General features: G+C 37.2%; 11 protein-coding genes. 6 read left to right on the top strand and 5 right to left on the bottom strand.

What is annotated here, in order from left to right:
- Positions 1-17: 17 nt before the first annotated feature.
- Positions 18-329 (bottom strand): cysteine methyltransferase, encoded by a 312-nt coding sequence (locus H5J24_RS02575; protein ID WP_068944532.1) that lies wholly within the window; start codon positions 327-329, stop codon positions 18-20.
- A gap of 337 nt (positions 330-666) precedes the next feature.
- Positions 667-1,329 (bottom strand): YiiX/YebB-like N1pC/P60 family cysteine hydrolase, encoded by a 663-nt coding sequence (locus H5J24_RS02570; protein WP_228407669.1) that lies wholly within the window; start codon positions 1,327-1,329, stop codon positions 667-669.
- A 100-nt stretch (positions 1,330-1,429) separates the two neighbouring features.
- Between H5J24_RS02570 and H5J24_RS02565 the strand changes: the two genes are divergently transcribed.
- Both H5J24_RS02565 and H5J24_RS02560 read left to right on the top strand, forming a co-directional pair.
- Positions 1,430-2,131, top strand: a complete 702-nt coding sequence (locus H5J24_RS02565; protein ID WP_068944533.1) for a response regulator transcription factor — start codon at positions 1,430-1,432, stop codon at positions 2,129-2,131.
- Between the two features lie 27 nt (positions 2,132-2,158).
- Positions 2,159-3,526: a HAMP domain-containing sensor histidine kinase gene (locus H5J24_RS02560; protein ID WP_068944534.1), complete on the top strand. Its 1,368-nt coding sequence runs from the start codon at positions 2,159-2,161 to the stop codon at positions 3,524-3,526.
- A gap of 129 nt (positions 3,527-3,655) precedes the next feature.
- Here the strand turns inward: H5J24_RS02560 and H5J24_RS02555 are convergent, their stop codons facing one another.
- Positions 3,656-4,507, bottom strand: coding sequence for an EamA family transporter (locus tag H5J24_RS02555; RefSeq protein WP_068944535.1), 852 nt, complete (start codon positions 4,505-4,507; stop codon positions 3,656-3,658).
- 516 nt (positions 4,508-5,023) lie between these two features.
- Here H5J24_RS02555 and H5J24_RS02550 point away from each other — a divergent pair.
- From H5J24_RS02550 to H5J24_RS02535, 4 genes are all read left to right on the top strand, one after another.
- Positions 5,024-5,506, top strand: a complete 483-nt coding sequence (locus H5J24_RS02550; protein WP_068945192.1) for an MgtC/SapB family protein — start codon at positions 5,024-5,026, stop codon at positions 5,504-5,506.
- 4 nt (positions 5,507-5,510) lie between these two features.
- The gene (locus H5J24_RS02545; protein ID WP_068944536.1) at positions 5,511-6,608 is read left to right on the top strand and encodes an efflux RND transporter periplasmic adaptor subunit; all 1,098 of its coding nucleotides are present in this window, start codon (positions 5,511-5,513) and stop codon (positions 6,606-6,608) included.
- A 65-nt stretch (positions 6,609-6,673) separates the two neighbouring features.
- Complete coding sequence (locus H5J24_RS02540; protein WP_232816006.1) at positions 6,674-9,784, top strand: efflux RND transporter permease subunit; 3,111 nt, start codon at positions 6,674-6,676, stop codon at positions 9,782-9,784.
- Complete coding sequence (locus H5J24_RS02535) at positions 9,774-11,042, top strand: TolC family protein (RefSeq protein WP_068944538.1); 1,269 nt, start codon at positions 9,774-9,776, stop codon at positions 11,040-11,042. The genes H5J24_RS02540 and H5J24_RS02535 overlap by 11 nt, the downstream gene beginning before the upstream one ends.
- Before the next feature lie 894 nt (positions 11,043-11,936).
- On the opposite strand, the gene H5J24_RS02530 is transcribed toward H5J24_RS02535, so the two are convergent.
- Together H5J24_RS02530 and H5J24_RS02525 are read right to left on the bottom strand one after the other, a co-directional pair.
- Positions 11,937-12,392: a DUF1801 domain-containing protein gene (locus H5J24_RS02530; RefSeq protein ID WP_068944541.1), complete on the bottom strand. Its 456-nt coding sequence runs from the start codon at positions 12,390-12,392 to the stop codon at positions 11,937-11,939.
- A gap of 239 nt (positions 12,393-12,631) precedes the next feature.
- Entirely contained in the window at positions 12,632-14,425 is a 1,794-nt protein-coding gene (locus H5J24_RS02525) for a T9SS type A sorting domain-containing protein (RefSeq protein ID WP_068944542.1), read from the bottom strand.
- Positions 14,426-14,622 lie beyond the last annotated feature (197 nt).

The following is a 14,622-nucleotide window of genomic DNA, read 5'->3' as shown; positions in this document are numbered from 1 at the left end:
AACTATATGAATCTCCCCTAAGAATACTTCCGGCAGAGATACTCTACCGTTGTATTCAAAAGTTTATTTTTATTCAGATAGACTTCCAGTTTCTGATAGTCTTCTGAATTAACATTAATGTATAATTGTACTGAACCCAAACTATATCCGTTCACATATTCCACGTTCGCTGACAACACTCTATGACAGATCCCCATTTGATTATAGATGGTATTCATTAAATGCTCAAATTTCATTTTGCCATTCAACTCTATTTCCAATAATAATTCTTTTTTAGACAGGTTCAGTTTATTTTGAAAAACCTGCAGACTAGGGTTAGGTGTAATCATTGCTAAACATTTTTTGGTTAAACATTTTCAGATCATTTTGCGTTCTGCATTTAAATCTGTGACAAAAATATAAAAAAATATTAGTCCACCAAATTAGTAGACTAATATTTTTTAAAATTTAACTTAAAAAAAGGAAACCATTACAGCTTCTTTGATTATTTTGATCAAAATATAAATAAGGAATGAGGTAAGGAAGTCTGAAGCTGGTGGCTGGAAGTCATTGTATTTTTCAAATAAATACAAGTAATTTTATTCATTTTAAGCCAATGTGCTAGTTCTGACTCATAAATTATGTGTTCAATAATAACTTCTAACCTCCCTCTTCCTGCTTCCAGCCTTAAAGATCTCCTACCCTTTCCAGTTTTTCTGAGCCAGCCAGCCCATTGGGATTACATCCAGGTTCTCCTTCAGGAACTTTCAGGTTTTTCTTTCCATAGAATTCTTCCCAGAAAGCATTAACTTTGCCAGTCTTGGGATCAATAAACGTCATAGGTTCTAATTTAAAAATATGATCCTCACGAAAAGCTCTTTCTATAAAGTCTGAACAGTAATATGAGTTTTCATCCAGAATATAATTGAAGTTATAGAGTTTTCCCAACATGGAATGAGCCTTTTCAATAGCAATAGGAATTGATTTCTGATATTCAGCTTTCAAACGGTAAACAACAATGTTTTGCTGATCCTTTTTCTGATCTTCAACAAATTCCTTTAAACTTTGTTTTTGTGAACCACCCTTTGGAGCTGCATGTAAAACAAATAATTTGTTTCCTTCTTTTTCAAGAATACCGATGTGATCAAAAGACGCTGTTTTCTGTTTTTGGGTAACATTATTAATAGCACCGGAGAGTCCCGTTTCTTTAGCAGTAACGAAAAGTAAATCTCCGTTTTGAAGCTGAACGGTATTTTTCTGAGTACTACACTGGGTTAAAAGCAATGGTATTAAACATAAAAACCCTGCAACTATACTCTTGATAATCATTTGTTTCTTAAATTTCGGCATTTAATTAATCTCTATTCTGCCAAAATTACAAAATAGAATTCATTACATTTGTGAAGAATATTACTTCATATTTTCACTTACAAACACTTCACCTATTCTTATGCCTCATATTTTATTAGTAGAAGACGATGACAGACTTTCCAAGCTTATCACAAAAGGGCTTCAGGAAGCTGAATTTGAAGTAAGCACAGCGTATGATGGATCAACAGGATTGAAACTGGCATTGCAGAAAAATTATGACCTCATAGTCACTGATATTGTGTTGCCTAAAAAAAGTGGTCTCGAATTTTGCATTGAAATAAAATCTCTGAAACCTAATCTTCCAGTCGTAATGCTGACAGCATTGGGGACTACGGATGACAAACTGGAAGGTTTTGATGCCGGCGCTGATGATTATATGACCAAACCTTTTGAAATGCGTGAATTGGCAGCAAGAATCAATGTTCTTCTAAAACGTTTTTCACAACAGAGGCAGCAAAAAATTTTCGTCCTTAAATACGAGGGTATTGAAATGAATCTGGAGCAAAAAACAGTAAGCAGAGACCATGTTCCCATCAAACTGACTCCTAAAGAATTCAACCTTCTCAAATTGATGATGGAAAATTCAGAAAAAGTACTTTCCAGAAGTGAAATTGCAGAAAAGGTATGGGAAACTCACTTTGATACCGGAACCAATTTTATTGATGTTTATATTAATTATCTGCGAAAAAAAATAGACAGAGATTTCGAAAATAAACTCATCCACACCAAAGCCGGAATGGGTTTTATTCTGAAAAAAGACTACGAAACGGGAAATATTTAATTCGGGACAAGTGTAATTTTCACCAGAATGAAAATAAGGACAAGACTTACTCTGCTTTTTACTTTAATTACTGCAATGCTTTTAAGTGTTTACAGTATTACGATCTATTATTCCTCAAAAGAAGCCAGAGAAAAGTCTTTTTACAGCGAGTTACAGAATGAGGCTATTGCCAAAGCAGATTTATTTTTCCAAAGTTCATTACCGGAACAGGAAATGCATAAGCTCTATAAAAACAACAACAGAACTCTTAATGAAGTTCAGGTTGCCATTTATGACTCAAAAAAACAACTTGTCTACCACGATGATGCGAAAGTGGATTATGTAAAAGAAACCCCGGAAATGCTTGCTCAGATATTTGAGAAAAAGAAAATAAGTTTCTTTATGGAAGACCTGCAAGTGATCGGAATGGTATATCATCATCATGGAAAGACCTATGCCGTCACAGCTGCTTCCTATGACAAATATGGGTATGAATCCCTTAGGCATCTCCTCACAATAAGCATTGCTTCTTTCATCAGTATCTTAGTACTCATTTATCTGGCCGGAATATTTCTTTCCAAAAAAACATTAAGTCCTCTGAGTGAAATGGTCATCCAGATCAAAAAAATTACTGCCGGAAAGTTACAGTTACGTCTTAAAACTACTGGAGAAAAAGATGAACTTAACGAACTGGCTCAGAATTTTAACGGAATGCTGGAACGTCTTGAAAATTCGTTTGATGCGCAAAAGTATTTTGTCTCCAATATTTCACACGAACTTCGTACACCACTTTCCGCAATTATCACAGAATTGGAGCTGGCTTCTGAAAAAGAACTGACAAAGGAAGAATACAGGTCAACCATTCAATATGCATTAGAAGATGCCCGTAATATGGTTAAGTTATCCAATAGCTTAATGGATCTCGCTAAAGCAAGTTATGATCCTAATGAAATCAGTTTCTCAGAGATACGAATTGATGAAGTACTTCTGGAATCTTATGCAAAGATTCTAAAAGAAAACCCAAGGTATAAAGTTTCCCTGAATATTGATGATACGGTGGAAGAACATCAACTGATTACGCAGGGAAATGAATACCTGCTGCAGGTTGCTTTCACTAATTTAATTGATAATGCCTGTAAATATTCGCCTGAGCACTTATGCTCTATAGATGTGAAAGCAGATACAGAGAAACTTTATATCAGTTTCATCAATACTGGAATCATTATTTCTGAAGAAGATTTAATTCACATTTTTGAACCTTTTTACAGAAGTGAAAATTCCAGAAAAGAAAAGGGATACGGAATCGGACTTTTCCTTACTGAGAAAATTATTCACCTTCATCAGGCCTCTATAAAAGTCACCTCAGAAAATAATACAACTGTTTTTATGGTAGTCTTTGATATTGAAAAGGGTTAATTTTTTTTACGTGCAAATTTTTTGAGCTATAAAGAAACATAAGTTTAGAGAATACCTGGTTTTCTTATCCATAAAGATCTGTATAAATCTGTGTTATTTGTGGGAAATAAAAAATAACCTTCTTAGAACTTAATTATGAGAAACAGCCTTTTTATTGAAAACGGTAGTTCCTATACTAGCCGCAATTACACAGGAAATAGAAATCCATTGTAGAAAACTAAGTTCTTCAGCAAGAAAAACCAAACCGGACAGAGCAGCAAATGCTGGTTCAAGACTCATCAAAATACTGAAAGTCTTTGCAGGAAGCTTTTTTAGAGCCATCATTTCCAATGAAAATGGTAAGGCGCTCGATAGGATGGCAACGCCCAGCCCTTTTACAAAAATAGTCGGAGTCATATTAAACACAGCTCCATCCCAAATCGTAAAAGGAATAATCACTAAGCTTGCAAATAGCATTCCTGTGGTAACAGCATCTTTTCCATCCATTATTTTAGAAACCTTTCCACCCATTACAATATAAAGAGCCCAGAATATTCCTGCCAGAAATGCTAATCCAAGTCCTAATAAATCGATATGATCGCTCTTCCACGGAACGATAAGTAATATCCCTGCACAGGCTAATAACGCCCATACCACATCCAATACCTTACGAGATAATGCTAATGCAAGAAATAAAGGCCCCGCGAATTCAACGGTTACAGCCAATCCCAAAGGAATTCTTTGAATAGCCATATAGAAAATAAGGTTCATTGCAGCCAATCCTACTCCATACATGGCACAATACTTCCATTTTTGCGGGGTAAACTGTAAAAATTTGGGCCGGTTGATAATGGTAAGTAAAATAGCAGAAAGTACAATCCTCAAAGTAACGGTTCCAATGGCTCCAATTGCCGGAAAAAGCTGCTTGGCAATGGATGCTCCGCCCTGTACACAGATAATGGCTAATAATGTGGCGGGGATCGCTAAGTTTGAATTTTTCATTTCTAAAATATATAATTTATAAAGACTACTTTGGGTTTGAAACCGGAGATAAATCAACCTTTATTCTATAGAGCTCTCTATAATATAAAGCTGAATTTTGTCAAATGTATTAAAATTTTATCTTAAAAAAAGGTTACAGATTACAAGTAAATTTCCCATCTGTAACCATTGGTAAATCTTTGTACAGCAGTAATTTCCAACATTGAACTGAAATACAACTGATTAAAAGTAATTTTACTTACAATCTGATCAAGAAACTTCATCATTGATAATATCATATGATACTATCAATAATCTAATTTTTATTTCAAAAGCGTCATTCCACTTTCTCTAATAGTTTTCTAATAACATTCTAAAGCCTTTCTAACGGCTGAAAAAAGCCAGTCTTACTACTTTTGCCCTGTAAAAAATAAAGCACATGGACGCAGATCCTTATAGTAATTATCAATCTTAAAAGCTTTAGTTGTACTCACTTTTCCCGTACAGCTTATAAGCTTTATGAAAAAAGGAAAAGTTATGAATACATTTGAATTTACACTTCGTTTATTAACTGCATTCTGTTTAGGCGCCGGTATAGGCTTCGAGAGACAGTGGCGTAAAAAAAATACAGGACTCCGCACCAATACTCTAGTTTGCATAGGTTCCGCAGCATTTGTACTCATTGCCATCAGAATTGGTGGTGATGCAGCTGGAAGAATCACTTCTTATATTGTCAGCGGAATCGGATTCCTCGGTGGCGGTGTTATCATGAAAGATGGCCTTACCGTCCGGGGATTGAATACTGCCGCTACTTTATGGTGCTCTGCTGCTATAGGAGCATTATGTGCACTCGGATATCCCAAAGAAGCACTCATTACTGTCTTTTTTATTGTTTCTACGAATATATTTCTGCGGCCTACTTTATCTACTCAAAAGGAAGCACGAAGTAAAAAACTGGTCATTAACAAGAAAAAGAACAATCCAAAACCCAAAATCAGCAACAGTACCCAATTTTATTAAGATTATGAAAAGAATTATCTTAAACATTATCATTCTTTTTGCAATGTCCTGCAAAGACAATGTCCCACAAGATCCGGAACAGGAAATTATCCTGAAAAACAATCAGGTTACCATTTCCGAAAACAATCCTGTATTCAAAAAAATAAAAACGGAAATCGTTGCTGAACAAGAGCATAGTGATGGAATCGTTTCCGCTGGAACGATCCAGGCTATTCCCAACCATTATGCAGAAATTGCCAGTCCCTTTTCCGGAAGAATTACCAAATCCTTCATTCAGCTTGGGCAAAATATTTCAGCCAACAGCCCGCTCTTCGAAATCCTTTCCTCTGATTATTTCTCAGTTCAGAAAGATTACACAGATGCACTGAACGATGTACAGCTTGCAGAGAAAAATTACAGACGCCAGCAGGATCTGGTAAAACACGGAGTCGGTATTCAGAAAGAACTTGACGAAGCAGAAACGGATTTCAAGAATAAAAAAACATCACTTTCCAATGCATCTTCTGCATTGAAAGTTTACAACAGCAAAGGCGGCGGTATCGGAAGCCCTCTTATTGTAAGAGCCCCAATTAATGGAGAAGTTATTTCCAACAAAATTGTCAACGGTCAGTTTCTGAAAAGTGATGCCGATCCTGTCATCATCATTGCTGAATTATCTAAAGTCTGGATTTCCGGAGATGTAAAAGAAAAAGATATTCGGTTTGTCAATATCGGAGATCATGTTTCTGTAAAAGTAAGCGCTTATCCGGACAGAAATATTACCGGAAAAGTATATCATATCAATGAAGTCGTAGATGAAAGCACCCGCAGTATAAAAGTCCTTATCGAATGTGATAATCCGGATAGGAAATTAAAACCCGGCATGTATGCGACCGTCAATTTCGCTACTACTCCTGAAAAGGCAGTTATGATTCCTATCGGTGCCCTCATGCAGCAAGACAGCTCTCAGTATGTATGGCTCAAAACAGGAAAAAATCAATTTACCAAACGCTCGGTAACCACCGGAGAAACTGATCAGAAAATGATCAGAATCACTTCCGGATTAAAGACAGGTGACACCATTATGACCGAAGGTGGAATTTATATGCTGGATGCGAAATAATGTAAAGTGAACTGATGTAAAAAGTACAGGACATATCTGTGCTGTACATAATATCTATTAAGAACATGAAAAAACTTTTGACAATCTCTATACAGAAGAGATGGCTGATGCTGGCACTCTTCCTTTTACTGGGGTTCTTTGGCTATTATTCCTGGACCAAATTATCCGTTGAAGCCTATCCTGATATCGCTGATGTAACTTCGCAGGTGGTTACCCAGGTTCCGGGATTGGCTGCTGAAGAAGTGGAGCAGCAAATTACGATTCCTTTGGAAAGAGCGCTTAATGGCCTCCCGGGAATGCATGTTATGCGAAGCAAGAGCACCTTCGGACTTTCCATGATTACTATGGTTTTTGATGATGGTATTGATGATTATTGGGCAAGGCAGCGTATTCAGGAAAGACTTACAGATGTTACTCTTCCTTATGGTGCACAGCCAGGTCTTGATCCTCTTACCTCTCCTATCGGCGAAGTGTACCGCTATATCATTGAAAGTAATAATCATAGTTTACGGGAACTTACAGATTTGCAGAAATTTGTAATCATTCCACGTATCAAACAGGTTTCAGGAATTGCAGATGTGACTAATTTCGGTGGGATTACCACCCAGTTTCAGGTGGAGTTAGATCCTCATAAACTTGAACAGTATGGTCTTTCATTATCTGAAGTTACCGAAATCATTTCAAAAAATAACGTGAGCGCCGGAGGAAGTATGCTTCCCCGTGGAAATTTAGCGTATGTTATCCGAGGAATCGGTCTTGTAAAAGATTTAAATGATCTTGGAAAAATTGTAGTAAAAACTGAAAATGGTGTTCCGGTATTCCTGAATGATGTAGGAACATTGAAATACGGAAATCTTGAACGAAAAGGTATTCTGGGATATACAGACAGAAAGCGAAACTATCCGGAAAGTATAGAAGGAATTGTGTTATTATTAAGAGGACAAAACCCATCACAGGTATTGGAAGGTGTTCATCAGGCAATTGATGAATTAAACAATGAAACCCTACCTCCTGGTGTGAAAATTCATCCTTTCCTTGACAGAACAGACCTTGTAAGTACTACCCTTCACACGGTTTCCCATACGCTTACTGAAGGAATTGTACTTGTTATTATTGTACTGATTATATTCTTAGGAAGCTGGCGTGGAGCTTTATTGGTAGCCATTACCATCCCGCTTTCATTATTATTTGCATTTATTTTAATGCATTTTACCAATATTCCGGCTAACCTTCTTTCCCTAGGAGCTATTGACTTCGGAATTATTGTAGACGGAGCCATTGTAATGCTGGAAACCATTCTTAAGAAAAGGGAAGAGAATCCTGAAGAATCTTTGGGAGAAAAAACCATTACCCAAAGAGTGATTGAAGTAGCAAAACCTATCTTCTTTTCTACAATTATCATTATCACAGCCTATCTTCCATTGTTTGCATTCGAAAGAGTAGAGAAAAAGCTGTTTACTCCCATGGCATTTACAGTAGGATATGCTTTACTGGGTGCTCTTGCTGTAGCATTGCTCCTTATTCCCGGTCTGGCTTATGTGATCTATCGAAAACCACAAAAAATATATCATAACAAATGGCTGGAAAAAATAAGTACTCTTTATGGCAAAAGGATTGAAAAAATAATGCAGGCTCCTAAAATGGTAATCATACCAATAAGCATTGTTTTATTATCAGCCGGCATCCTTTCTTATACTGTAGGAAAAGACTTCCTGCCTGAGCTGGATGAAGGTTCTATATGGCTTCAGGTACAATTACCTCCAGGTATTTCCCTGGCTAAAGCAAAAGAAATGAGCGATACTTTACGAGCCAAAACACTGAAACATTCCGAAATTACTTATATGATGGTTCAGGCTGGCCGTAACGACGACGGGACCGATCCGTGGACAGCTTCTCACTTTGAAGTTTCTATAGGGATAAAGCCTTACGACGAATGGCCTTCCGGAAAAACCAAAGCAGACCTCATTAAAGAATTAGCGGCTGATTACAAAGAAATGCCAGGTTTTACAGTCGGATTCTCACAACCGATGATTGACGGAGTAATGGATAAAATTTCCGGAGCACACAGTGAACTCGTTGTAAAGGTATATGGAGAAGATTTCAAGGAAACCAGAAGAATTGCCGAAAATGTGTTGTCTACTTTAAACAAAATTCCAGGTTCTGCCGACCTTGCCATTGATCAGGAACCTCCCCTTCCTCAGCTGCAGATTATTGCTGACAGAGATAAGATTGCTCAATATGGATTAAACGTCTCAGATGTTGCCGATCTTATTGAGGTAGCCCTTGGAGGAAAAGCAATTTCGCAGATCTTTATTGGGAACAAAGTCTATGATATTTCCTGTCGTTACACAGAAGACAGCCGTGACACTCCTGATAAAATAGGAAACCTGATGCTCACCTCAGCTTCAGGAGCTAAAATCCCACTATCTCAGGTTGCAGAAGTAAAATTAAGTACCGGAGAAAGTACCATTACCAGAGAAATGAATAAAAGACACCTTACCGTAAAACTGAATTTAAGAGGAACTGACCTTTCTTCTTTCTTGAAAAAAGCCCAGGACAAGATTGAACAAGAGATCAAATATGACCATGAAAAATATCAGATCAAATGGGGTGGGCAGTTTGAAAACCAACACAGAGCGTATTCCCGATTGGCGTTCATTGTTCCTTTGGCATTGGCTATTATGTTCCTGTTATTGTATGGTGCATTTGGAGATTTCAAACAGGCATTGGTATTGATGTCTATCGTTCCGCTGGCCTTATTTGGAGGAATGCTTGCTCTTAACCTCCGTGGAATGTCTTTGAACGTATCTTCTGCTGTAGGATTCATTGCTCTTTTCGGAGTTGCCATTCAGAATGGTGTCATTATGATTTCTCATATCAATGATCTCCGTAAAAAAGGATACGATCTGAAGCTTGCCGTCATCAAAGGGGCACAAGATCGTTTCAGACCGGTATTGATGACAGCAACAGTGGCAGTAATCGGATTGTTTCCAGCGTCACTGGCTACGGGAATCGGATCTGATGTACAACGGCCTTTGGCAACTGTAATCGTGTACGGATTAATGTTCTCTACTATTTTAACACTATTCGTTCTTCCTGCTATCTATTTTATGGCAGAGCGCCGCAACGAAAAACAAAATTTAGAATCAGATGAAGCACTTACACATGAAAATTAGAGTATACTTTATCATAGGAATAACCTTATTACTCAGCGTGACCAATAAGGTACAGGCACAGGAAAAAGAAGTTCTGAATTTTGAAGAATACCTGAGCCTTGTCGGAAAGAAAAATCTGGGATATGCCGCTCAGAAATACAATGTAGGAATGGCGGAAGCCTCTATTCAGACGGCAAGTATGTTTCCGGATCCACAACTGGATCTAGAAACGACCAATAATGGAATTAAAGAAAATATGGGGTATGTATATGGTGCTTCTGTTGGCTGGACCCTTGAAATGGGAGGAAAAAGAAAAGCAAGAATAAACCTGGCCAAAGATCAGGCTGAATTAAGTAAAATTCAATTACAGGATTTCTTCAGAAATCTTCGTGCTGATGCGAGTCTAAGTTATGTAGAAGCTTTAAAATCCAAGGCAATTCTCGAAGTACAGCAGGATTCTTATAAAAACATCCTGCAGCTTGCAAAATCAGACAGCATCAGGTATCGTTTAGGAACAATATCTTTGGTCACCTCAAAACAGAGTAAACTGGAAGCGGCATCTCTTCTGAATGAAGTATATCAGGCTGAAAGTGCAGAACAACAGTCAATGACCGGACTGGCTGTATTTCTCAGTGATGGCAAAATAACAGATAGAAATGTTGCCGGGGATTTTAATGCTTTCAACAGGGATTTTAATATTGACGATCTGCTCATTCAGGCATTAAATACAAGAGCAGACCTGCTGGCCGCTAAACAGAATACACAAGTAGCCAAAAGCCAGATCAACCTTGAAAAAGCCAACCGAAAAATAGATTTGGGCATCAATGCCGGAGCAGAGCGCCACACTGAAGCGACAAACGAAATTGCCCCCTCTCCCACTGTAAATGCAGTAAAACTAGGAATAAGTATTCCTTTAAAATTTTCCAACAGAAGAAATGCAGATTTAAAAATAGCAGAAATGGCTCATTCCCAGGCAGAACTGGAATACCATCAGGCTGAACAGGCAATACAAGCAGAAGTCATGCAGGCCTATCAACAATATAGAGCCACTCAAAAGCAGGTAAAACAGTTTCATAACGGAATGCTTACTGAAGCAAAAAGCATATTGGACGGCATCACCTACAGTTATAAAAGAGGAGAAAGTTCCATTCTCGAAGTACTGAATGCCCAAAGAACCTACAATGGAGTAAGAAAAGATTATTACCAGGCCCTTGCTGATAATGCAGCCGCTTTGATCGAACTTGAACGCAGATCGGGAATCTGGGATATTAATTTTTAAGAGAAAGGAAGTTGGAAGCGGGAAGGCGGAAGTTGATCCAACCGAAAATAACTCGAACACCTTTTAATTAACCTTTCAAAACAGAGGATATTTTCCATCAAAAGACTGAAACAAGTCAGTAACACAAAAAGTACTTCTAACTTCACTCCTCCAGCTTCCAACCTCAACAATATAAACCAAATGACATCAGTCTTCCTCATTCAAAAAAAAGCCCTGAGGTTGATATAATCCAGGGCTTTTTTTAAGAAAGGAAGTTGGAAGCGGGAAGGCGGAAGTTGATCCAACCGAAAATAACTCGAACACCTTTTAATTAACCTTTCAAAACAGAGGATATTTTCCATCAAAAGACTGAAACAAGTCAGTAACACAAAAAGTACTTCTAACTTCACTCCTCCAGCTTCCAACCTCAACAATATAAACCAAATGACATCAGTCTTCCTCATTCAAAAAAAGCCCTGAGATTGGTATAATCCAGGGCTTTTTTTAAGAAAGGAAGTTGGAAGCGGGAAGGCGGAAGTTGATCCAACCGAAAATAACTCGAACACCTTTTAATTAACCTTTCAAAACAGAGAATATTTTCCATCAAAAGAATAAAAGAAGTCAGTAACACAAAAAGTACTTCTAACTTCCCTCCTCCAGCTTCCAACCTCAACAATATAAACCAAATGACACCAGTCTTCCTCATTCAAAAAAAGCCCTGAGATTGGTATAATCCAGGGCTTTTTTTTAAGAAAGGAAGTTGGAAGATGGAAGTTGATCCAATCGGAAAATAACTCGAACTCCTATTGATTAATCTTTTTAATATTGAGAATATTCTCCATCAAAAGAATGAAAGAAGTCAGTAACACAAAAAGTATCTCTAACTTCCCTCCTCCAGCTTCCAGCTTTCTCCCCTTACTTTTTATACTGAGACTCATAAATCCCAATCCAATCTTCTACAGTCATTTTTTTGCTTAATTCTGCAATTAATTCAAAAGGAATATCTTCCGGTTTTTTAAAGCGTACACAGGATTTACCCATATCCAGTTTTTTCTTGGAATGTTTAGGATATTCGGCTACAAACCAATCCAAAAGTTCAGGTCTGGAATACAATCCCATATGATACAATGCAATAAAGTTCTTTTGCGAAGCCAGATTAATAAAAGGCAATGGGGCACCTGGTGTACAATGATAGCCTGCAGGATAAGTTTTTAGAGGAACTACCCAGCCCAACATTCCATAATTAGACATTTCTTCAAAACCTTTAGGCAGGTTGTCATTCACTGCATCAAAAAGTTTTTTAAATGGCTCCTGTCTTTCTTCCGGAATTTTTGAAAGGTAATCTTCCAGTGAGTTGGATATAATTTGCATTTTCAGTAAGTTTTTGAGGCTTAAATTAAGAAAAATTATTGATTATTGGACAGGAAGCTGGAAGATAGAGGTTGGAAGTTACTCTCCGACATATGATTGCTGAAAGTATAATACATTAATATCATTAGATTACATGATTTTAAAGATTACATGATTTTAAGATTTTGAGGACTTTCTTACATAAAAAAAGCAGCAGTACAAAAATGTACCGCCGCTCAACTTTATTTACACTAAAAAAATTATTTTTTGATTGCCTTTACAGTAGAATGAGATCCGTCCTTAAAGTAAAGAGTCACAAAATACAGTCCCGAATTTAATCTGCTTAGATCAAGTTCTTTTCCAGAACCTTCTACCGTTTTCACTGTTCTTCCTGTAGTATCTGTTATGGTTACCGACTTAATATCTCTTGTATCTGATATATACAGAATATCCTTAAACGGATTCGGATGAACGGATACTTTTTTCTCCTGTCGGTTTACTTCCGAGGTACTTAGCTGAGCATTTTCAATCGTGAAATTCTTCACATAGAAATTATAATCTAAGTCTTCGTCTAATGGTCCTGTACTTCCATAAAAAGCAAATATGGTATTTGCATTCGTAAAGTTAGCCAGGTCGAAAGTGTATTCATTTGATGTGTTAGATGGAGAATTATTTGCATCCCAGGTTTGCAGAATCATCCATGTAGTTCCACCATCATTGGAAACCAGGAAATGAACAACATCATCGCTATCCATAGAAGAAGATCCAGTACCTGAATAGGTAGTAACTCCATAATTAAATTTCACTTTATATCCTCCTGCTGACAGGTTAAAAGCTCCTGTTTTCAGCCACCCTGTTCGATCCGAAGAAAATAAATTCATAGATGCTGAAGGTCCATTTGCTGAAGTATTTAAAAAGCTACGTGATCCCCAATAAGAAGAGCCTGTACCTGATGGTCCAGTAGTGGGATCTCCTCCTACTAAATTATTAGCCCAGCATAATCCTGGAAAACTACTAAAGTTATTAGTATAGGAAGGCACTACCGCACCACATTGTGTTGTAAATGATTTAGCAAGAGACCATGCACTTTTACTTGTTGCTGTACTGCAATTGGCTCTTACCCAATAATAATAAGTAGAACTTGAAGATAAGTTATTCAGAGTATAAGAAGTTCCTGTAACATTTGAATGATTAGGATTGGCACTAGCCGCAGGTACAGCTGAACTTGTGCTATAATAAATATCATAACCTGTAGTCTGATTGCTTGCCGGAACAGTCCATGAGATTTGTGCAGTATTTGAAGTTATTCCAGTTGCAGCATCTGTAACAGGTGCCATACAATCTGAAAAAGCGTCTGCTGAGAAAGCAAATATGTTAGGAATACCTGTTCCTGAACTTTTGGTAATTGTAATACTCTGTATTGGCTTAGCCTGATTGGCTGCATCAATATTCAAAACGGACTGATACAGTCTTGGATTATTACTGCTAGGGTCCAAAACATTGTTATCCCTATTAATTCTTCCAATCCCCTGAATGGCAAAATTAGAACCACTGTACCAATCTGAAAGACTGATATTGGAAAATGTCTGAGTTGTATTATCTGTGAAAGTTACTGTAGCACTTACAACGGATGTTCCACTACCACTCGTAGCAAGCATATACAGTTTAACAGCAGCTTTTGGAGTAGTCAGCACCAAAATTCCGTTATCCCCGCTTGAAGCTAGCTTTAAAGAGTTATTGGCACTTAAATCGCCCAATTGATAGGAAAGTCCGGGAGTAGAAGCTACCACTGAATTGATGATTCCGTCTACAGGAAGACCATATGTAAGAGGAGTACTGGTAGAGGTTAGTTTAAAATCTCTCGCCACAAAAGCAAAAGACACCCCATCTACATCAGATGTTGTAGAAACCGATGCTGATCCTATTCCATTAGCAATTACATCCGCTGTAAATCCGGATGCAATGGGCATCGTTTGAAAGTTTTGAGCTGTAATAGAGCCGACTGAGAGAAGAGCAATCGCAGGAAGTACTCTAGAAAATAAACTTATTGTCATTTTTTTTATATTTAAATTGAAAATTAAGAAAAATATCAACATAAAAAACTTATTTCTAAGAAATAATCAATAATTATTAAAAATAAACTCAACATTAATATTACAATTATTAAAATCATCTGCACTTCTAGTAGATCATAAGCCATTTCTTTCTTCTGCTTAATTTTATTATTGAGAAATTAAATCCTATTTTTGTC

The sequence above is a fragment of the Chryseobacterium capnotolerans genome, assembly GCF_021278965.1.
Classification (GTDB): Bacteria; Bacteroidota; Bacteroidia; order Flavobacteriales; family Weeksellaceae; genus Chryseobacterium; species Chryseobacterium capnotolerans.
This window is presented reverse-complemented; position numbering and strand designations above follow the sequence as displayed.

Coding starts and splice junctions, on each gene's coding strand:
- H5J24_RS02575 (WP_068944532.1), bottom strand. CDS start 329: ATGATTACACCTAACCCTAGTCTGCAGGTTTTTCAAAATAAACTGAAC.
- H5J24_RS02570 (WP_228407669.1), bottom strand. CDS start 1,329: ATGCCGAAATTTAAGAAACAAATGATTATCAAGAGTATAGTTGCAGGG.
- H5J24_RS02565 (WP_068944533.1), top strand. CDS start 1,430: ATGCCTCATATTTTATTAGTAGAAGACGATGACAGACTTTCCAAGCTT.
- H5J24_RS02560 (WP_068944534.1), top strand. CDS start 2,159: ATGAAAATAAGGACAAGACTTACTCTGCTTTTTACTTTAATTACTGCA.
- H5J24_RS02555 (WP_068944535.1), bottom strand. CDS start 4,507: ATGAAAAATTCAAACTTAGCGATCCCCGCCACATTATTAGCCATTATC.
- H5J24_RS02550 (WP_068945192.1), top strand. CDS start 5,024: ATGAATACATTTGAATTTACACTTCGTTTATTAACTGCATTCTGTTTA.
- H5J24_RS02545 (WP_068944536.1), top strand. CDS start 5,511: ATGAAAAGAATTATCTTAAACATTATCATTCTTTTTGCAATGTCCTGC.
- H5J24_RS02540 (WP_232816006.1), top strand. CDS start 6,674: ATGAAAAAACTTTTGACAATCTCTATACAGAAGAGATGGCTGATGCTG.
- H5J24_RS02535 (WP_068944538.1), top strand. CDS start 9,774: ATGAAAATTAGAGTATACTTTATCATAGGAATAACCTTATTACTCAGC.
- H5J24_RS02530 (WP_068944541.1), bottom strand. CDS start 12,392: ATGCAAATTATATCCAACTCACTGGAAGATTACCTTTCAAAAATTCCG.
- H5J24_RS02525 (WP_068944542.1), bottom strand. CDS start 14,425: ATGACAATAAGTTTATTTTCTAGAGTACTTCCTGCGATTGCTCTTCTC.